Source organism: Actinophytocola oryzae, assembly GCF_004364325.1.
GTDB classification, from domain to species: domain Bacteria; phylum Actinomycetota; class Actinomycetes; order Mycobacteriales; family Pseudonocardiaceae; genus Actinophytocola; species Actinophytocola oryzae.
Genome location: NZ_SOCP01000010.1, coordinates 215,080 through 233,553, shown reverse-complemented (window position 1 = coordinate 233,553; position 18,474 = coordinate 215,080). Strand labels below are relative to the sequence as shown.

The following is an 18,474-nucleotide window of genomic DNA, read 5'->3' as shown; positions in this document are numbered from 1 at the left end:
GGCATGAAACGCGAACTGGCCGGGCTGGCGCTGCTGGCCGCGGCGGTACTCTCGGGCTGCGCCGCACAGGCCTCGGCAGGCCCGGCACCGCACGAGAGTCCCACTCATGCAGTTGGGGGTCCCCCGGTTTCAACACTACCGGCAGGCACCGACAGTTCCGTTCCGGCGACGACCACGACGCCTCCGCCGCCCCCACCACCGTGCGGCCCGCAGATCCAGGCGTGCGTGAGCCTGTCGACCAAACAGGCGTGGCTGATGACGAACGGCGTCGTCAACCTCGGCCCGGTGCCCATCACCCACGGCGGCACCACCAACCCCACGCCGACGGGCACCTGGCCGGTCGCGTGGAAGGACCAGGAGCACACCAGCAGCATCTACGGCGACCCCATGCCGTACTCGGTCTTCTTCGCGCCGGGCGGCATCGCCTTCCACGAGGGCAGGCTCGACGAGGACTCACACGGCTGCGTACGCCTGAACATGGCCGACGCGCAGACGTTCTTCAACTCCCTGCCCGTCGGCGCCCTGGTCCAGGTGGTCGCCTAATGCACTGAAGGACCCCTTCGTAACGCTGGGCGTCAGGAAGGGGCCCTTCAGTGCACCCAGCGTTACGAAGGACGCCTTCAGTGCGCGGGCCGGTTCACACGTCGCTGGAGTGGCCCGGGAACAGGTGTGCTTCCGGGTTCAGTGCCACCGCGATGTTGTTCACGGCCGTCGCCGCCTCGCCGAAGCCCGTGGCGATCAGTTTGACCTTGCCGGGGTAGGCGGCGATGTCACCAGCCGCGTAGATCCGGTCCCGTGCGGTCTTCATCGTCGTGTCCACGGCGACCGCGCGCTTCGTGATCTCCAGACCCCACGACTCGATCGGCCCGAGGTCGGCGGTGAAGCCGAGCGCGGCGACCACCGTGTGCGCGGGCAGGACGACCGGTGACGGGTCCGACGCGACGGACAGCTCCACCTCGCCGAGCACGCCGTCGACCTCACGCAGCTCGGTCACCTGCGCGTCGGTGATGATCGGCACCCCCAGCTCACGCACCTGCCGCACGGTCGCCGCGAATGCCCGGAACTTGTTGCGGCGGTGGACGATCGTGATCGACCGCGCGATCCCGTGCAGCGAAAGCGCCCAGTCGAACGCCGAGTCGCCACCACCGACCACCACCACGTGCTGGTCGCGGTGCTCCTCGAGCGACGGGACGAAGTGCACCATGCCCCGCCCCAGCCAGCCGTCACCCGCGGGCAGCGGACGCGGGGTGAACTCACCCATACCGGCCGTGATCAGGATCGAACCGGTCCTGATGGGCGCACCCACGTCGAAACCGACCTCGTAGCCGCCGTCTGGCAGCTCGGTCACGGTCCGCGCACGCCTGCCGAGCAGGTATGCGGGCTTGAACTGGTCGGTCTGCTCGACGAGCGCCGCGACGAGGTCACGCCCGATGATCGACGGGAAGCCGGCCACGTCGAAGATCTTCTTCTCCGGGTACATGGCCGTCACCTGCCCCCCGGCCTCCGGCAGCGAGTCGACGATGGCCGTGGACAGCTCGCGGAAGCCCGCGTAGTACGCCGCGTACAGCCCGGTCGGCCCGGCGCCGACGATCAGGAGGTCGACTTCGGACGGGGTCTCGGTCATGCGCACCTACCGTGGTGGGGAACGTGTCCGGCAACACCACAAACTACCCGGGCGGCGTCCTTTCCGGGCGATCAGACTGATTGCATGACCGAGAATCAGTTCCGAGTCGAGCACGACACCATGGGCGAGGTGAAGGTGCCTGCCAGCGCGCTCTGGCGGGCCCAGACCCAGCGCGCCGTCGAGAACTTCCCGATCTCCGGGCGCGGCCTCGAACGAGCCCAGATCCGTGCCCTCGGCCTGCTCAAGGCCGCCGCCGCCCGCGTGAACGAGCGTCTGGGGGTGCTGGACGCCGACCTCGCGCGGGCCATCGCGACGGCAGCGGACGAGGTCGCCGAGGGCAGGCACGACGAGCACTTCCCCATCGACGTGTTCCAGACCGGCTCCGGCACCTCGTCGAACATGAACGCGAACGAGGTCATCGCCACGCTCGCCACCCGCGCGCTCGGTCGCGACGTGCACCCGAACGACCACGTCAACGCCTCGCAGTCGTCGAACGACACGTTCCCGACGACCATCCACGTCGCCGCCACCGAGGCCGTCGTCCGTGACGTCGTCCCCGCGCTCGAGCACCTCGCCGCCACCGTCGAGCGCCGTGCGGGCGAGTGGGCCGACCTCGTGAAGTCCGGCCGCACGCACCTGATGGACGCGGTCCCGGTGACACTCGGCCAGGAGGCGGGCGCGTGGGCCGCGCAGGTCCGCTACGGCATCGAGCGGCTGACGTCCACACTGCCGAGGCTCGGTGAGCTGCCCATCGGCGGCACCGCGGTCGGCAGCGGTCTCAACGCGCCGGACGGGTTCGGCACGGCCGTGTCCGAGGAACTCGCGACGCTGACCGGGCTCCCGCTCACCGAGGCACGCGACCACTTCGAGGCGCAGGCGTCCCAGGACAGCGTCGTGGAGCTGTCCGGCCAGCTCAGGGCCGTCGCGGTCGCGTTGTTCAAGATCGCCAACGACGTTCGCTGGCTGGGTTCCGGGCCGCGTACCGGGCTCGGCGAGCTGTCTCTGCCGGACCTCCAGCCGGGGTCGTCGATCATGCCGGGCAAGGTCAACCCGGTGATCTCCGAGGCCACGATGATGGTGGTCGCGCAGGTCATGGGCAACGACGCGGCCGTGGCGTTCGCGGGCTCGCAGGGCAACTTCCAGCTGAACGTGATGCTGCCGGTGATCGCCCGCAACGTGCTGGAGTCCGCACGGCTGCTGACCGCGGTCGCGAAGCTGTTGGCGGACAAGGTGTTCGACGGCGTCGTGGCCAACGAGGACCGGATGCGTGAACTGGCCGAGTCGTCGCCGTCGATCGTCACGCCCCTCAACCGCTACCTCGGCTACGAGGAGGCGGCGTCGATCGCGAAGCAGTCGCTCAAGGAGCGCAGGACGATCCGCGAGGTGGTGCTGGAGCGCGGCCACGTCGAGAACGGCAAGCTCACCGAGGCTCAGCTCGACGAGGCCCTCGACGTCCTGCGCATGGCCCGGGGCGGCTGACCCCACTCGACCTCGAGCGTGCGGCCGGTCCAGCGGGCCGCCAGCTCCTCCAGCGTGTCCGCGGCAGCCGTGAGGGCGTGCGCGGGGAACGGGAACGGCTCCTCGTGCAGCACGCCCCACGCGCCGCACGCACGCTGGTACAGCTCGCGCCGGTCCCGATGCTCGACGGCGTCGTGCACCACCCCGGCGAGCACCTCGGCGATGGCCAGCGACCTGCTGTTCGCCTTGAGCACCCGTTCGGAGCGCTGCCTGGCGTCGTGCCGCTTCCTGCCTGCCACCACCTGCATGTTGGCGAACACGCCGCCTGCCGCGATGCTGCCCCACACACCGTCGGTCAGGCGCAGCTCCCGTTCGGTCGCGAAGTGTGCGAGGTCGTGTGGCACCCGCCACTTGCGGTCGTACCCGGGCAGGACCAGCACCACGCCGTCGTCCCGGTACACCAGCGACCGGTAGCGACGCGGCTCGTACCGTTCGAACACCACGCGCATGGGTCAAGGGTCACACAGTCGGCGACCGATCTCCCCTGCCCAGACCCATTCCACAGCCGAGCGCGACGATCGCGGTGCCGCAGGCGGCGACGAGGGTGAGCGGCTGGCGACCGAGCAGCACGGCGGTGACGAGACCGGCGACCGGCATGAGGCCGGTCAGCACACCCGCCCGGTCCGCGCCCAGAACCGATACACCGGTGTACCAGAACGCGAAGCCGACGGTCGTGACGAGGACACCGAGCACGAGGATGGCCATCCCCTCGCCGGGCGTGGGCACCGGCCAGGCCGCGGTGCCGTCCTTCACGGTCGCCAGCACGGCCCCGCCGACCGCGGCGAACACACAGGACCACATGGACGCGCCCACCGCACCGAGCCGCCGCACGACCGCCACCCCACCGAGCGTGAAGGCCGCCTCGCACACCACGACCAGCAGTCCGAATGCCAGTCCGGGCCCGTGCCACGAGCCGCCGCCGCTGAGCACGACGACGCCCAGCCCGACGGTGACCGCGCCCAGGATCGCCGCCGGGTTGGGTCGGTGGCCACGCAGTGCCGGCGCGACGATGGCGAGGACCAGCGGCGACGCGCCGAGCATCGCGGCGATGAACCCGGGCGTGGCGTAGCGCTGGCCGACGAGGATGGCCGCGTTGAAGCCGAGCATGCCGAAGCCGACCATGAGACCGAGACCGACCAGGTCCCTCCCGGCGGGCACCGGCACCCGGCGGTCCTGGGCGACGAGCCAGCAGAGCAGGCAGGCGGCGCCGATGGCGTAGCGGATGGACTGGCCCGCGAGCAGCGGATAGCCGTCGAGCAGGCCGGTCACCGGGACGGACAGCCCGACCAGGGAGGTCGCGGTGGCGGCCATCGCGACGGCGTGGGACCGCGAGGTCGTGACGAGTTGCACCACCACACCTTCGCCGGTCGAGTGGTCCAGTCGTAAGCTCCACTTCGATGACTGACAACTGGACCACTCTGCGGGAGCTGCTCCTCCCCGCCGCAGGCGGTGGCCGGGGCCGGTCCGTTGAGGCGGCGTTGCGCGCGGCCATCCGCGACGGCCAGCTAGCGCCCGGCCTGCGGCTGCCGTCGAGCCGGGACCTGGCCGCGCAGCTCGGTGTGGCACGCGGGACGGTGACGGCCGCGTACGGCCAGCTCACCGCCGAGGGCTACCTGACGGCTCGGCGCGGCTCCGGCACGTCGGTGGCGTCGTCGCTCGGCGGCCCGGTGGCCTCGGCCGCTCCTGCTGCGCAGGCCACGCCATGGCGGTTCGACCTGCGGCCCGGTGTGCCGGCGCTGGGTGAGTTCCCTCGGGCCGAGTGGGTCGCGGCGACACGGTCCGCACTGGCCGAGCTGCCGGACGAGGCGTTGGGGTACCCGGACCCGGCGGGCCTCGCGGAGCTGCGGTCGGAGCTTTCCGCCTACCTGGGACGGGTTCGCGCGGTCTCGGCGACGGACCTCGTGATCACACACGGCGGCGCGGAGGGCCTTTCGCTGCTGGCGGCCGTCCTGCGCGCACACGGCCACACGACGATCGGCGTGGAGGACCCCGGCCATCCGGGTCAGCTGGAACTGTTGGGGGAACACGGTTTGCGACCCGCACCGGTGCCGGTGGACGGCGACGGGCTCGTGGTGTCGGCGATCCCTCCCGAGGTCCGAGCCGTGGTGGTGACGGCCGCACACCAGTTCCCGCTGGGCGTCGCGCTGCATCCGGCGCGACGCCACGCGTTGCTCGAGTGGGCGCGGGCGTGCGACGGCGTGGTGATCGAGGACGACTACGACGCCGAGCACCGCTACGACCGGCCCGCACTGCGTGCCATGCAGGCGATGGACCCCACAAGGGTGGTGTACCTGGGGAGCGTGAGCAAGACGCTCGCACCCGCGCTGCGGTTGGGCTGGCTGGCGCTCCCGCCCGCGTTGTACCAGAACACGGTGCGGCGCAAGCACTTGACGGACCTGGGGTGCTCGCCACTGCCGCAGGCGGCGTTCGCGCGGCTACTGCGGGGCGGCGGGTACGACCGTCACCTCCGCCGCGCCCGCGCCTCGTACCGCCGTCGCAGGGACGCGCTCCTGACGGCGGTTTCCTCGTTCCTGCCCGAGTGGCGACCGATCGGGGTGGCGGCGGGCCTGCACGTGGTGCTGCGCCTGCCGGACGGCGTGTCCGACTCCGTTGTCTCCCAACGGTTGGCGGACGCGGGCATCAACGCACCCGCCCTCTCCGGGTACACCAGACTCGGCACGCACCCCGGCCTCGTGCTCGGCTACGCGGCCACCACCCCCGACCGGTTGCGGGACGCGGTGGGGGAGATCGCCGCTATCGCGCGATGACGTGCGCGACGACGCAGCTGACGTTGTCCGGCCCGCCCTCGGCGTTCGCGAGCGCGACGAGCCGGTCGACGGCCTGCTGCGGCTCCTCGTTCGCCAGCACGTCCTTGATGGTGTCGACGTCGACGACGCGGTGCAGCCCGTCGGAGGACAGGAGGTACCGGTCACCCGCGCGCCCGTCCCTGACCTCGACCCCGGGGGTCTCGTCCGCGCCGGTCAGTGCCCTGGAGAGCAGCATGGTGTCGGGATGGGAGGCGACCTCGGCCTCGGTGAGCTTCCCTTCGTCCACCATGGCCTGGACCAGCGTGTCGTCGTGGGTGATCTGGAACAGCTCGCCGTCCCTGAGCAGGTAGGCCCGCGAGTCCCCGATGTGCACGAGACCGAGCCGCGACCCGGACCACAGGAGGGCGGTCAGCGTGGTGCCGCTGCCGTCCATGTCGCGGACGGCCTCCCCGGCGAGCCGGGCGGCGTCGTCCATGGCGTTGAGCAGATCCCCCACCCCGACCTGCCCGAGCGCCGCGATCGCGGCCTGGCTGGCGGCGTATCCCTTGTCCCCGAACCCGTCGGCGACGGCGAGGAGCTGTTCGCCCGCGTAGACGTGGTCCTGGTTGGCGGGCCTGACGAGCCCTCGGTCGGTGCGAACGGCGTACTCGACGGCGAGTGCTGCGGACATGGCGGAGTCCTTTCCGGACAGATACTCGACGAGGTCGGCCGCGAGCTGCCGCTTGGCGTCCGTGTCGGCCTCGACACGCTCCCAGTAGCGCCGGACCGCCTCGGCGGCCTCACCCGCGGGCAGCCCGACCACCGTGGTGATCTCGGCGAGCGGCATGCCGACCCGCCGCAACCAGGCCACGAGCCGGGCCTGGTCGAGCTGCTCGGGTGCGTACCGCCGGTACCCGTTGCCGGGATCGACGACGGCGGGCCTGAGCAGACCCAGCTCGTCGTAGAGCCGCAACGCCTTGGCCGACAACCGGGACGCCCTGGCGAACTCGCCGATGGTGAGCAGTGCCACGGTCCCTCCCTCGTTCTGGACTCCGTCAGCCTGTGCCTTCCCCTTCGGTCAAGGTCAACGCTTCACTCTCGCCCGGACGGTCGGCACCGCGAGTGCCGGCAGATCGTCTCCTGAAATTGTCGGTGGTCGGGTGCATGATGGCTGACGTGCTGATGAACGACGTGGTTGCCACCTCCTCGGTGGTTTCCGCGACCCGATCCCGGTTGGCCAAGGTGGACGCCCTGGCCGACCTGATCCGCCGTGCCGGCGGTCAGGTGCGGGCCGTCGTGGCGTTCCTCGCCGGCACGACGCTCCAGGGCCGCATCGGGGCCGGCTGGCGCACGCTGCTCAGCCTGCGGACCGCGCCGGCCGACGAGCCGTCCCTCACCGTCGCCGAGGTGGACCGGACCTTCGACGAGGTGGCCGTGACCAGCGGAAAGGGCTCGGCCACGCGGCGAACGGAGTTACTCGGCGCCCTGTTCGGCAAGGCCACGAAGCCCGAACAGGACTTCCTCCTACGCCTGGTCGCCGGCGAGCTGCGGCAGGGCGCGCTCGAGGGCGTCATGCTCGACGCCATCGCCAAGGCGGCCGAGGTCGACAAGGAGACCGTCCGCCGCGCGTTCATGCTCTCCGGGCAGTTACCCGACACCGCCGAGGCCGCCATGACCGGCGGCGCGGCGGCCCTGAACACGTTCGGGCTCCAGCTCGGCCGTCCCATCCGGCCGATGCTGGCCTCCCCGGCCGAGAACCTCGAGGAGGCGCTGGCCGGCGGCCCGAGCGTGGTCGAGTACAAGCTCGACGGCGCCCGCATCCAGGTGCACAAGGACGGCGACGACGTCCACGTGTACACGCGCACCCTGCGGGAGATCACCGCCGCGGTACCGGAGCTGGTGGCGCTGGTCCGGAACCTGCCCGCCCGTCAGGCGGTTCTGGACGGCGAGACCCTTGCCCTGACCGACGACGGCAGACCACGGCCGTTCCAGGAGACGATGAGCCGCTTCGGCGCGACGAGCGAGCGGGAGCTGCTGCTGCGGCCGTACTTCTTCGACTGCGTGCACCTGGACGGCACCGACCTGATCGACGCACCGCTGCGGGAGCGCAACGCCGCCCTCCACGAGGCGGTGGGCGACCTGGTGATCCCGGGCGCGCTGGAGCCGACGCAGGAGGAGGCCGACCAGTTGCTGGCCGACGCCCTGCGCCACGGGCACGAGGGGGTCGTGGTCAAGACCCTCGACTCGACCTACCAGGCGGGGCGGCGGGGCAAGTCGTGGCGCAAGGTCAAGCCGGTGCACACGCTCGACCTGGTGGTGCTGGCCGCCGAGTGGGGCCACGGCAGGCGCACGGGCAGCCTGTCGAACCTCCACCTGGGCGCCCGCGACCCGGACGGCGGCCCGCCGGTCATGGTGGGCAAGACGTTCAAGGGCCTGACCGACGAGCTGCTGGCCTGGCAGACCAGTGAGTTCCCCAAGTACGAGGACCATCGAGACGACTGGACGGTGTACCTGAAACCACACCTGGTGGTGGAGATCGCACTCGACGGGGTGCAGGTCAGCACCCGGTACGCGGGTGGTGTCGCGCTGCGGTTCGCACGCGTGGTCCGCTACCGGCCGGACAAGGAGCCCCCCGACGCGGACACGATCGACACCGTGCGGGCCATGCTTCCCGGCCGGAGCTAGGTACGCTGTGCAGACGTGCGCTTCCACACCGACACGCCTCCCGTGTACGACCTGACCTACGACGACGTCTTCCTGATGCCCAACCGCTCGGCGGTGGCGTCCCGGTTCGACGTCGACCTGGCCACCTCGGACGGGACCGGTGCCACCATTCCCGTCGTCGTGGCCAACATGACGGCCGTCGCGGGGCGGCGGATGGCCGAGACCATGGCACGCCGTGGCGGGCTGGTCGTGCTGCCCCAGGACGTCGACCCGGCCGCGGTGCGGGAGATCGTCGCGTGGGTCAAGTCACGGCACGTCGTGTGGGACACCCCACTGGTCCTGACCGCGGGCGACGCCGTGGCCGACGCGCTGAACCTGCTGCCGAAGCGGGCCCACGACGCGGTCGTCATCGTCGACGCCGACGGGCACCCCGTCGGGGTCGTCAACGAGGCGGCCTGTGTGGGTGTCGACCGGTTCACGCGGCTCGGCGAGGTGGCGGACCCGGCCATCCTGACCATGCCGCTCACGGCCGCTCCCCGGGACGTGTTCGACCGGCTCCACGGCGGTCGCACCGCCCGCGTGGCACTCGGCGTCGACGAGGAGGGCCGCCTGGCCGGCGTGCTCACCGAGGTCGGCGCGCTGCGGGCCGAGCTGTACCGCCCGGCCCTCGACGACAAGGGCCGCCTGCGGGTGGCCGCCGCGGTGGGCGTGAACGGCGATGTCGCGGCCAAGACCACCGCCCTGCTCGAGGCCGAGGTGGACACGCTCGTCGTGGACACCGCCCACGGCCACCAGGAGAAGATGATCACCGGGCTGAGGGCCATCCGCGCCGCGGCCGACGCGGTGAGCGAGCGGCACGTCACGATCGCGGCGGGCAACGTCGTCACCGCCGAGGGCACGCGTGACCTGGTCGAGGCGGGCGCGGACGTGGTGAAGGTCGGCGTCGGCCCCGGCGCCATGTGCACGACCCGCATGATGACCGGCGTGGGCAGGCCGCAGTTCTCGGCCGTGCTCGAGTGCGCCACCGCGGCCCGCGAGCTGGGCGCCCGCGTGTGGGCCGACGGCGGTGTCCGCCACCCCCGCGACGTCGCGCTGGCCCTGGCCGCGGGCGCGTCGAGCGTGATGGTCGGCTCCTGGTTCGCTGGCACGTACGAGTCACCGGGCGACCTGCTGCGCGACGAGCAGGGCCGGGCGTACAAGGAGTCCTTCGGCATGGCGTCGAAGCGGGCCGTCACCGCGCGGACCCGTGGCGAGGGCGCCTTCGACCGCGCCCGCAAGGCCCTGTTCGAGGAGGGCATCTCCACGTCCCGCATGCGCCTGGACCCGGCCGCCCCGAGCGTCGAGGACCTGCTGGACGCCATCTGCTCCGGTGTCCGCTCGGCCGCCACCTACACCGGCGCGTCCACACTGGAGGAGTTCCACGCGAAGGCGGTCGTCGGTATCCAGTCGGCGTCGGGGTTCGCGGAAGGCGCCCCCCGACCCCACGGCTGGTGACCTACGCGGCGAGCGCGTACTCGTAGGACGGTCGGTTGATCACCCGCACCAGCTGGCCGAGCACCACCAGCTCCGCGGCGAACAGCATCCGCTGCAGCAGTCCACTCAGGTCACCGAGCACGTCGGGCATCGGCCCGAGGTGGCAGGTCAGGAACACCACGAGCAGCACCGACGAGACCACGACGCCGACGTACAGCGACCGCCGGGCGGCGACCCGCCGTGCCACGAGGAAAGCCGTGATGGGCACGCAGAAGAACACGACACCCGCCGCGTACCGGTGGATCTGCGCGGACATCGACACCGACGCGTCGCCGGGGTCGGTCCGGAAGGCGGCGGCGAGCAGGAGTCCGAGGATCGCAAGCGAAAGCGACAGCTTCGGCAGCACGCCGGTCAGCAAACCCCTGGCCCACAGGCCAACGCCGACACCGGCGCCTGCCACGCACATCGCGAGCAGCGACGCGGGGAACATCCAGCCGGCGCCCGGCACGAAGACGTAGTCGGACATGGTGGTGTCGAGCGGGTTCATCCGGCCCGCGGCGACGATGTTCAACCCGCCCATGAGCAACGCGGCGAACACCAGACCCACCGCACCGAGGAAGACCCCGATCGGCGCCGGCCGCGGCGTGGGAAGAACCATGCCGCGGACCGGCGCCGAGCGTGCTGTGAGGACCAGGTTTGCCATGGCTCAACGGTCTCGTCCGCGAGACCGTCAAACCATCAGGGAAGCTCCCGAAACCAACCGGGGGTTTTCCCTACCCCGTCCCTTGGTCCGTCCCGCTCACCGTTGAGCGGAAGGGGTCAGGCGCCGTGGTCTTCGAGCATCTCCGTCACGAGTGCGGCGATCGGCGACCGCTCGGACCTGGTCAGCGTCACGTGCGCGAAGAGCGGGTGGCCCTTCAGCTTCTCGATGACCGCCGCCACGCCGTCGTAGCGGCCGACGCGGAGGTTGTCCCGCTGCGCGACGTCGTGGGTGAGCACGACCCGCGACCCGGCGCCGAGCCGCGAGAGCACCGTCAGGAGCACGTTGCGCTCCAGCGACTGTGCCTCGTCCACGATCACGAACGAGTCGTGGAGCGACCGGCCTCGGATGTGGGTCAGCGGCAGCACCTCGAGCATCCCTCGATCGAGGACCTCGTCGATCACCGGCTGGCTGACGAGCGCACCGAGAGTGTCGAAGACGGCCTGCGCCCACGGCGCCATCTTCTCGCTCTCGGACCCCGGCAGGTAGCCGAGGTCCTGACCGCCCACCGCGTACACCGGCCGGAACACGACGACCTTGCGGTGGAGGTTGCGCTCCATCACGGCCTCGAGCCCCGCGCACAGCGCGAGCGCCGACTTGCCGGTGCCTGCCCGCCCACCGAGCGAGACGATCCCGACGTCGGGGTCGAGCAGGAGGTCGAGCGCGACCCGCTGCTCCGCGGAACGCCCGTGGAGGCCGAACGCCTCACGGTCGCCACGCACGAGCCGCACCTGCTTGTCACTCGTCACCCTGCCGAGCGCGCTCGCGGACGACGACAGCAGCCGCAGGCCGGTGTTGGTCGGGAAGTCGCCTGGCGACTGGACCCCGAACTCGGCCAGCTCGGCCACGCCGTCCCGGTAGAGCGAGTCGAGCACCTCGGTGCTGACCTCGAGGTCGACCATGCCGGTCCAGCCGGACGGGGTGACCTCGTGGGCGCGGTACTCGTCGACCTCGAGGCCAACCGACGCGGCCTTGATCCGCAGCGGCATATCCTTGGTGATCAACGTCACATTGGCCGTGTGCGCGGCCATGTTCAACGCGCACGCCAGGATCCTGGCGTCGTTCGTGTCGGTGCGGAAACCCGACGGCAGGACCGCCGGGTCGGAGTGGTTCAACTCGACGTGCAACGTGCCGCCGGAGATGCCCAACGGGACCGGCGAGTCGAGCCGCCCGTGACGTTTCCGCAGGTCATCCAGTAACCGAAGCGCCTCCCTGGCGAACCAGCCAAGCTCGGGGTGATGCCGCTTGCCCTCCAACTCGTTGATGACGACGAGCGGCAGCACCACCGCGTGCTCGTCGAACCGGGACATGGCCCACGGGTCGGAGAGCAGCACTGAGGTGTCCAGGACATATGTCCGGCGCTGGTCGCCAGGGTCAGCGGAAGAGGATTGCGAAGCAGTCACGGCAACTCCTCGGCGAACGCGCACCCACGTCCGCGTGTTCCTCGAAGGGCCGGGCACCTCCCTGACCAGGTGAGACGACTGGGTCGTCACCACCCACGAGGGCCGGGTGCCGACCCCCGCGCGATCGTTGCCGTCACGACCAGGGCCTCCCGGGACGGAACGCGTGGGCGCGACCCGTCACTTTGGACGCTACCCGCGAATGCGCCCTTCTGACAGCCAGCCGCGCAGGTGATTTTCGTTTCGTGACCCGGCCTCGAGAACCGATCGAATGCAGCTTGCGCGCAGCAAGTCGACTACGCGGCGTGTCCGGTACCCCCGTTTGGATCATCCTCCGAACGAAGCGACACCTGGTGTTTACAAGCCCGCCACCTGGGGCGGAGCCTGCACCGGTGATCACTCTGCGCTTCACGAGGGATCGATGACGAACCCGTAAATGGCGAACATAAGGCATCCGGCAAGCACAACCGGCTATTTACCGAAGTGCACCCGAAAAGCGACGGAAATTGACGTCGACAAGACGCGATAACATCCGGGTTAATTTTCCGGACACCCCAGGACCTGTCGCCGACGCCGCGCCCTACACCACTTCGTGACCAGCGACAGCACCCCGGGCTGATCCCCACCCGCTCGTGGAGTGATTTCACACGCAATTAGCCAACGAGGCCCCGTAACAGGGACCCCGTCGGTAGCGCGGCGAGACCGTTGTGCTAAGAGCCGAATCTCCGATGACGGATGGCGTAGTCACGCAATGCACGCAGGAAGTCGGTCCGCCGAAAGTCGGGCCAGTACGCCTCACAGAACCAGAACTCCGAGTGGGCGGACTGCCAGAGCATGAACCCGGACAGCCGCTGCTCCCCGGAGGTCCTGATCAGCAGGTCGGGATCGGGCTGGCCGGACGTGTACAGGTGCTCGGCGATGTGGTCGACGTCGAGGACCTCGACCAGCTCCTCGATGGTCTTACCGGCCTCGGCCTGCGACTGGAGCAACTTGCGCACGGCGTCGGCGATCTCCCGTCGGCCGCCGTAGCCGACCGCGATGTTGACCTCCATGCCGGTGCGCCCGGTGGTGCGCTTCGCGGCGGCGACCAGCCGGTCCGCGGTCTCCCGGGGGAGGACGTCCAGCGCCCCGATGATCCGCAGGCGCCAGGGCCGGTCCGGCTCGGCCAGCTCGTCGACGACGCCCTCGATGACCTGTAACAACGGCTTCAGCTCGGAGTCGGGCCGCAGGACGTTGTCGGTGGAGAGCAGCCAGAGGGTGACCAGCTCGACCTCGGCCTCACGGCACCAGCTGAGCAGCTCCGCGATGCGCTCGGCACCGGCGATGTGGCCGTGCTTGGGGTCGGTGAAGCCGGCTTCGCGGGCCCACCGTCTGTTGCCGTCGAGGATGACACCGACGTGTCGGGGATGGCGGCCTGCGGCCTGCTGGACGAGCCGCCTGTCATAGGCGCCGTAGACGAGCTTCGCGGCTTTCTTGCGGAATCTCCGCCAGGCTGGTGTCACGTCCCTGCAGGGTACGCCGCTCCGGGGAGTGAGGGGCACACTGGAACCATGCAGCGAACCGAGACGGATCCGAGGTGGCAGGACCTCGCGGTGATCGAGAGGCTGGTCCGGGAGTCACGGACCGTAGCCGTCGTGGGCCTCAGCCCGGACCCGTCGCGCCCGAGCCACGGGGTGGCGAGGTACCTGGTGCGCGCGGGCCTGACGGTGTACCCGGTGAACCCGGCACTCACGTCGTGGGAGGGCCTGACCGCGTACAGGACCCTCGCCGAGGTGCCGAACCCGGTGGACATTGTGGACGTCTTCCGCCGTCCGCAGTACGCCGTGGACGTCGCCGCACAGGCGGTAGCCGCAGGAGCAGGTGCCCTGTGGCTGCAACTTGGCGTGATCTCCGCTGCGGCCGCGGACCTCGCCGCGAAGGGCGGCCTGGACGTGGTGATGGACCGCTGCCTGGCGGTCGAACACCGCGAAGTAGTGGGCTGGTCGTGACCCGATTCACACGCGAAGCAGGCCCAACCTACGGTCCCGTAGCCTCGGCACCATGACTGCCGAGACACTGGACCCGCAGCCAGGACCATCGATCAAGCCCCGCATGCGCGGGGTCATTCACTACTGGTCGTTCTGGGTGTCGCTGGTACTCGGCGGGGTGCTGATCTCACTCGCGGCGTCCACAGTGTCCGCGACCGCGGCGGTTGCGACGTCGATCTACGGCGCGACGGTGCTGGGGCTGTTCGGTGTGAGTGCGCTGTACCACCGCAGGTGGTGGGTGAGCCTGCGGGTTCGGGCGTGGATGAAGCGCCTGGACCACTCGATGATCTTCCTGTTCATCGCGGGGACGTACACGCCGTTCTCACTGCTGGCCATGCCCCGGTCGACGGGCATGGTGGTACTGACCATCGTGTGGGCGGGCGCGATCGCGGGGGTGGCGCTGAAGCTGCTGTGGCCGAACGCGCCTCGGTGGCTCGGGACGCCGATCTACATCGCGCTGGGCTGGGTGGCGATCTTCGTGCTGCCGGAGTTGTTGCACCATGCCGGTGTGGCCGCTCTGGTGCTTCTGTTGGTGGGCGGCGGCTTCTACACACTGGGCGCCGTCTTCTACGCGACCCGCTGGCCCAACCCGTGGCCCACGATCTTCGGCCACCACGAGTTCTTCCACGCCGCAACCGTCCTGGCCGCGATCTCCCACTACATCGCGATCTGGCTGGCCATGTATCCGTAGCCTGCGGTCGGATCGTGGCTCGACTACGACTCAAACAGCTCGCGTGTGTCAACGAGCTTATCGACCAGCCGACGAAAGCTGGCGCTCCGTCCCGCGGCCAAGGATATGTCCAGCCTGCTCGTCAGGCGAGGCTGCCAGACGGGCTTGACATACTTACTGCCTGTTTTGGCTACAGCTGAACTTATGACAGTGGCGCCACGTTTGTTCTGCTTGTATTCATTCAGCCCGATTTCGAGCGTCTCACAGGAAGCATAGATCCAGTCTTCGAAGGACCGCTCAGCAAGAACCACGACAACGGCCGCAGAAGTTATCGCCTTGGCCCTCTTGAGCATGTTCGGACCAAGAACGCAGGATTGGTCGTCGTCTGCATCCGCGATCACGAAGACCAACTTGCACCCGGGTCGGGCGGCAGCGACAGCCACGTATCCCTCGATCCCTCCAGGTGCGGTCATCGCTCCTCGACCATGAGTAACCACGGGCCGGCCTACTATGTCGGCGTAAACGCCGCACTCATTCAGTATTCGCCGCATCAACAGCGGCACGGCACCCATGTCACCCTTTCCTTCAACAACGAGGCCAATATGGCTGTCGTTGATATGCGCGTTCACGCGGAAGGATCCAGCGCGTCTGCCCGCAGCAGTGCACCTGGCGTAATCAAGCCACGCTTGACCGGCTCCCGCGTATGTTCTGCTACAGACGCTATTCTGGACGAGCCCTGTTCGGTCCACACCACTCGCAGGTCATCCATATCGAGATTGTCGACAATGTCAGCACTGTGCGTCGTTATCACTATCTGAGAGCCCTCTGAGTGTGAAGTCAGAACCTCCACGAGCGTCTGAAGGGCGCCGAGATGGATCGCTATCTCGGGCTCCTCAATCGCCAGCATCGCCGGCCGCCGCTGCTGAAGCATGGCGACCAGGATTCCGAACACACGAAGCGTCCCATCCGACATTTGCTTCGCAAAGAACTCCCTGGGTCCTTGCCCTAAATCCTGCACGAAGAGCATCGTGAGTCGATCTGCGACATGCCGAGGCTCGATTCTGACGATCCCTGGAACTATGACTGACAGTAACTCGGCCAGCTCTGAGCGATTGTGGGCAGACATCTCCTCGAAGACGCTCGCAATATTTGCGCCATCGGGTTCGAACTCTCTGACTGATGCCGGCTCCTGAAGATCGCTGATGCGCGACGGGTTGATCTCAAGAGTTTGCGCGGATTGCAGTACTATTCCCGTCAGATAAGCAGCAAACCCGCCACTCAATGTCACGGCGCTTTGTCCGGGCGGAACTCTTGCATGCGCCTCACGCATACTTAACAGCTTGTCGTCGCCACCAATGACTTCTGTATACGTGAGTGTTCCGCCTTCATGATCGAAATAAGACTGATCGCCAGACACATAGACCGCACCGCGCTCGCGCTTGACAGCGTACCGTTTTCCCTTGACCGAGCCGAGCCGTAGCTCGTAGAACGACGGCGGATTATCACCGACCTGATAGTCGATTCGGATCGCTGGATCGTACGGCCGCCCAGAACTCCGGTGTCGTAGCTGATCGAAACCACCACGCCGGGCGATGGCGGCGGGAAGGCCATGCAGCGGGATATCCCGCAGCAGCTTTAAGGCTGAGACAGCATTCGACTTCCCGCTACCATTGGGTCCAACGAGTGCCGTGAAGTCACCGAAATCTAGCTTGGCGGACCTATAGGAAAGATAGTTCGTTAAGCTCAGTGACAAGAATCGGACACTGGACAGCCAATCCGCTGCCACAGCGTCGTCAACATCCTCAACGTCGGTCACAGGTAGTAACATACTCGACTGCACGTCGTCCTCGCCGGGTCTACCTCCACGAACAGGCGCTCGGTGTCGGCTCAGTCAAGTGACATCCTGGCGTGTGTGGACGCACTCCAACCGCTGATTCGGGCGGCCAGTAACGAGTTGCTCGGGTACACCGTCGGCTCTGACCAGCTGATTCGGATGGCGCTCGATGCGCTCATCTCCGGTGTCGACACCCCTCCCCTTCGGTTGCTCGCCGGGCTCCGCCGTAGTGAGGAGCCCGACGCCCCCACGACTCTTCGCCCAGACCATGCGGAAGCTTGGGCTTGCCCTCGCCCTGCCGAGTGATCCAGTCCTGGACCGTTGGGCGGCTAGACAGGCCTGCCCTCGCGAACGCCGCGTCCACGATTATTCGGTTTCCGTAGCCTTCTGTGCCGTCTATCCAGTCCTCTCCTGCCAGCAGTTCGAGGGACAGCTTTGACTCGGCCAGCGGGTGGTTCGGTGGCAGCAGCACCAACGGGTCTCTCGTGATCAGCGTTAGCTTCAGTGCCGGGGACACCGCACCCGTCGTCGACACGAACGCCACGTCGGGTGCGCCCGTCGTCAGCGCGTCCGCCAAGCCGCGCGGCATAGCACGAAGCCTGAGGAGGACTGCAAATGTTCCGCCCGGTAACGCGCCAACAGTCCTGGCAGGTCCACCGGGACCGTTGTCAGCACCCGTTCTCGCAGCTCTTCCACCAGCTCCGTGCGGGCGGCCTCCCTCGTCGTCGCCGCCAACTCCATCATTTGGCGTGCCGCCGGGAGCAGGGTCCGGCTCTCATCCGTCAGCACCGGGCGGCCCGGGGCCCCTCGTGAACAGGCTCACCCCCAGCGAGCGCTCCAGCGTCTTCACCGTGGGCGTCGCCGGGTTGGGTGGGGGTGTCGCCGTACCGCTCATTAGCGGGGTTGGCGGGTCGCTCGTGCTTCGTCGTCGCCGGGGCTGGTGCCGGGCTGCTCTTCAAGGGCACCATGGGCCTTGCCGCCCGGCTGGCCGACCCCGCCGCGAAGGGCGAGGCGGCTGCCGGGATCTTCCTCGCCAGCTATCTCGGGCTGACCGTGCCGATCATGGGGCTCGGCGCGGCCGCCCGGTTCGTCTCCCTCACCACAGGACTGACGGTTCTGCCTGGTCATCCTCGTCCTGCTGGGGGTCGACCTACAGCTCTGGGCCCTTTGCGCGGAGGTCGTCGACTTTTGACATGGCCTCGCGCAACTCTGTCAGCCACTCTTCCGCGTGTTCGCCGACCATTCGGACGGCCCAGGCCAGTGCCTCTGAACGTGACCTCGCCACGCCTGCGTCCACCAGTGTGTCCAGGATCAGGCGTTCCTCCTGCCTCAGCCTGGTCATTACCGGCACCGACAGGGTGGTGAACAGCTCCTCCGTACCGCCCAGCCGCGCGCCCCACGCGACCTTTCGGCCATAGCGGTGCTCCGCCTGCCGCGCGATCTCTATGCGGTCGTCGCGCGTTTCCTCTCGGAAGCGGCTGATGCGTCCTGACTCAGCCGCCGACCTGGCCGCCTCGTCCGCGAACTCTCCCTCCAGCCCCGGCAGGGTGCCCACGACCGTGATCTCCTCGCGGTCCACGACCACGATCGGCGACTCCGTGAACCAGCCGTCCGGCAGCCGGCCCTCGAACCAGGCTGATGCGTCGCCCGCGTCCGGTAGGTCTGCCTGTTGCCAGCCGCCTCGGCCCCGGCCCTTGCCCGGGCCTGTCCAGCCTCGTCCTGGTCCCCAGCGGTGTCCTCTCGGTCCCATTTCGCAC

Annotated in this window: 18 protein-coding genes; 7 read left to right on the top strand and 11 right to left on the bottom strand. The window is 69.0% G+C overall.

Translation table 11 applies throughout. The features are described 5' to 3' along the window. Nucleotides 1-225: 225 nt before the first annotated feature. The gene (locus tag CLV71_RS47925) at nt 226-543 is read left to right on the top strand and encodes a L,D-transpeptidase (RefSeq protein ID WP_166664263.1); all 318 of its coding nucleotides are present in this window, start codon (nt 226-228) and stop codon (nt 541-543) included. Nucleotides 544-637: 94 nt separating this feature from the next. On the opposite strand, the gene CLV71_RS26555 is transcribed toward CLV71_RS47925, so the two are convergent. Next, on the bottom strand, nt 638-1,624 hold the full coding sequence (locus CLV71_RS26555) for an NAD(P)/FAD-dependent oxidoreductase (protein ID WP_133905558.1): 987 nt from the start codon (nt 1,622-1,624) through the stop codon (nt 638-640). Between the two features lie 84 nt (nt 1,625-1,708). On the opposite strand from CLV71_RS26555, the gene CLV71_RS26550 reads away from it, so the two are divergent. Beyond that, nucleotides 1,709-3,103, top strand: a complete 1,395-nt coding sequence (locus CLV71_RS26550) for a class II fumarate hydratase (RefSeq protein WP_133905557.1) — start codon at nt 1,709-1,711, stop codon at nt 3,101-3,103. Here CLV71_RS26550 and CLV71_RS26545 read toward each other — a convergent pair. Then, a complete protein-coding gene (locus CLV71_RS26545) occupies nt 3,055-3,591 on the bottom strand; it encodes a hypothetical protein (RefSeq protein WP_133905556.1) in 537 nt (178 codons plus the stop codon). The genes CLV71_RS26550 and CLV71_RS26545 overlap by 49 nt on opposite strands. Before the next feature lie 10 nt (nt 3,592-3,601). Beyond that, complete coding sequence (locus CLV71_RS26540) at nt 3,602-4,492, bottom strand: DMT family transporter (RefSeq protein ID WP_243866719.1); 891 nt, start codon at nt 4,490-4,492, stop codon at nt 3,602-3,604. 47 nt (nt 4,493-4,539) lie between these two features. Between CLV71_RS26540 and pdxR the strand changes: the two genes are divergently transcribed. Further along, entirely contained in the window at nt 4,540-5,910 is a 1,371-nt protein-coding gene (pdxR, locus tag CLV71_RS26535) for a MocR-like pyridoxine biosynthesis transcription factor PdxR (protein WP_133905555.1), read from the top strand. On the opposite strand, the gene CLV71_RS26530 is transcribed toward pdxR, so the two are convergent. After that, the gene (locus CLV71_RS26530) at nt 5,897-6,919 is read right to left on the bottom strand and encodes a MerR family transcriptional regulator (protein WP_133905554.1); all 1,023 of its coding nucleotides are present in this window, start codon (nt 6,917-6,919) and stop codon (nt 5,897-5,899) included. The genes pdxR and CLV71_RS26530 overlap by 14 nt on opposite strands. Before the next feature lie 146 nt (nt 6,920-7,065). On the opposite strand from CLV71_RS26530, the gene CLV71_RS26525 reads away from it, so the two are divergent. Then, entirely contained in the window at nt 7,066-8,574 is a 1,509-nt protein-coding gene (locus CLV71_RS26525; RefSeq protein ID WP_133905705.1) for an ATP-dependent DNA ligase, read from the top strand. A 15-nt stretch (nt 8,575-8,589) separates the two neighbouring features. Continuing rightward, nucleotides 8,590-10,047 carry a GuaB1 family IMP dehydrogenase-related protein gene (locus tag CLV71_RS26520; RefSeq protein ID WP_133905553.1) on the top strand — a complete coding sequence of 486 codons (1,458 nt, stop codon included), beginning with the start codon at nt 8,590-8,592 and terminating at the stop codon, nt 10,045-10,047. A 1-nt stretch (nt 10,048) separates the two neighbouring features. Here CLV71_RS26520 and CLV71_RS26515 read toward each other — a convergent pair whose 3' ends face one another. From CLV71_RS26515 to CLV71_RS26505, 3 genes are all read right to left on the bottom strand, one after another. Further along, complete coding sequence (locus CLV71_RS26515; RefSeq protein ID WP_133905552.1) at nt 10,049-10,729, bottom strand: DUF998 domain-containing protein; 681 nt, start codon at nt 10,727-10,729, stop codon at nt 10,049-10,051. A 116-nt stretch (nt 10,730-10,845) separates the two neighbouring features. Continuing rightward, complete coding sequence (locus CLV71_RS26510; protein WP_279588756.1) at nt 10,846-12,189, bottom strand: RNA 5'-3' helicase PhoH2; 1,344 nt, start codon at nt 12,187-12,189, stop codon at nt 10,846-10,848. A 707-nt stretch (nt 12,190-12,896) separates the two neighbouring features. After that, on the bottom strand, nt 12,897-13,688 hold the full coding sequence (locus CLV71_RS26505; RefSeq protein ID WP_133905550.1) for an isoprenyl transferase: 792 nt from the start codon (nt 13,686-13,688) through the stop codon (nt 12,897-12,899). Nucleotides 13,689-13,736: 48 nt separating this feature from the next. Here CLV71_RS26505 and CLV71_RS26500 point away from each other — a divergent pair, with 48 nt between their 5' ends. Together CLV71_RS26500 and trhA are read left to right on the top strand one after the other, a co-directional pair. After that, a complete protein-coding gene (locus CLV71_RS26500) occupies nt 13,737-14,174 on the top strand; it encodes a CoA-binding protein (protein WP_133905549.1) in 438 nt (145 codons plus the stop codon). Nucleotides 14,175-14,226: 52 nt separating this feature from the next. Then, nucleotides 14,227-14,904, top strand: coding sequence for a PAQR family membrane homeostasis protein TrhA (gene trhA / locus CLV71_RS26495; RefSeq protein WP_133905548.1), 678 nt, complete (start codon nt 14,227-14,229; stop codon nt 14,902-14,904). Nucleotides 14,905-14,927: 23 nt separating this feature from the next. Here trhA and CLV71_RS26490 read toward each other — a convergent pair whose 3' ends face one another. The 4 genes from CLV71_RS26490 to CLV71_RS26475 form a co-directional block, all read right to left on the bottom strand. After that, nucleotides 14,928-15,512: a hypothetical protein gene (locus CLV71_RS26490; RefSeq protein WP_133905547.1), complete on the bottom strand. Its 585-nt coding sequence runs from the start codon at nt 15,510-15,512 to the stop codon at nt 14,928-14,930. Next, nucleotides 15,509-16,699, bottom strand: a complete 1,191-nt coding sequence (locus CLV71_RS26485) for an AAA family ATPase (RefSeq protein WP_166664262.1) — start codon at nt 16,697-16,699, stop codon at nt 15,509-15,511. Before CLV71_RS26485 ends, CLV71_RS26490 begins: the two co-directional genes overlap by 4 nt. A gap of 193 nt (nt 16,700-16,892) precedes the next feature. Continuing rightward, nucleotides 16,893-17,306: a LysR substrate-binding domain-containing protein gene (locus CLV71_RS50700; RefSeq protein WP_133905545.1), complete on the bottom strand. Its 414-nt coding sequence runs from the start codon at nt 17,304-17,306 to the stop codon at nt 16,893-16,895. Between the two features lie 561 nt (nt 17,307-17,867). Next, complete coding sequence (locus CLV71_RS26475) at nt 17,868-18,467, bottom strand: hypothetical protein (protein ID WP_133905544.1); 600 nt, start codon at nt 18,465-18,467, stop codon at nt 17,868-17,870. Between the last annotated feature and the right edge of the window lie 7 nt (nt 18,468-18,474).

Excerpts from the sequence above, each read along its gene's own strand:
- CLV71_RS26555 (WP_133905558.1), bottom strand. The coding sequence starts at position 1,624 with ATGACCGAGACCCCGTCCGAAGTCGACCTCCTGATCGTCGGCGCCGGG.
- CLV71_RS26475 (WP_133905544.1), bottom strand. The coding sequence starts at position 18,467 with ATGGGACCGAGAGGACACCGCTGGGGACCAGGACGAGGCTGGACAGGC.
- CLV71_RS50700 (WP_133905545.1), bottom strand. The coding sequence starts at position 17,306 with ATGCCGCGCGGCTTGGCGGACGCGCTGACGACGGGCGCACCCGACGTG.
- CLV71_RS26550 (WP_133905557.1), top strand. The coding sequence starts at position 1,709 with ATGACCGAGAATCAGTTCCGAGTCGAGCACGACACCATGGGCGAGGTG.
- trhA (WP_133905548.1), top strand. The coding sequence starts at position 14,227 with ATGACTGCCGAGACACTGGACCCGCAGCCAGGACCATCGATCAAGCCC.
- CLV71_RS26515 (WP_133905552.1), bottom strand. The coding sequence starts at position 10,729 with ATGGCAAACCTGGTCCTCACAGCACGCTCGGCGCCGGTCCGCGGCATG.
- CLV71_RS26500 (WP_133905549.1), top strand. The coding sequence starts at position 13,737 with ATGCAGCGAACCGAGACGGATCCGAGGTGGCAGGACCTCGCGGTGATC.
- CLV71_RS26545 (WP_133905556.1), bottom strand. The coding sequence starts at position 3,591 with ATGCGCGTGGTGTTCGAACGGTACGAGCCGCGTCGCTACCGGTCGCTG.
- pdxR (WP_133905555.1), top strand. The coding sequence starts at position 4,540 with ATGACTGACAACTGGACCACTCTGCGGGAGCTGCTCCTCCCCGCCGCA.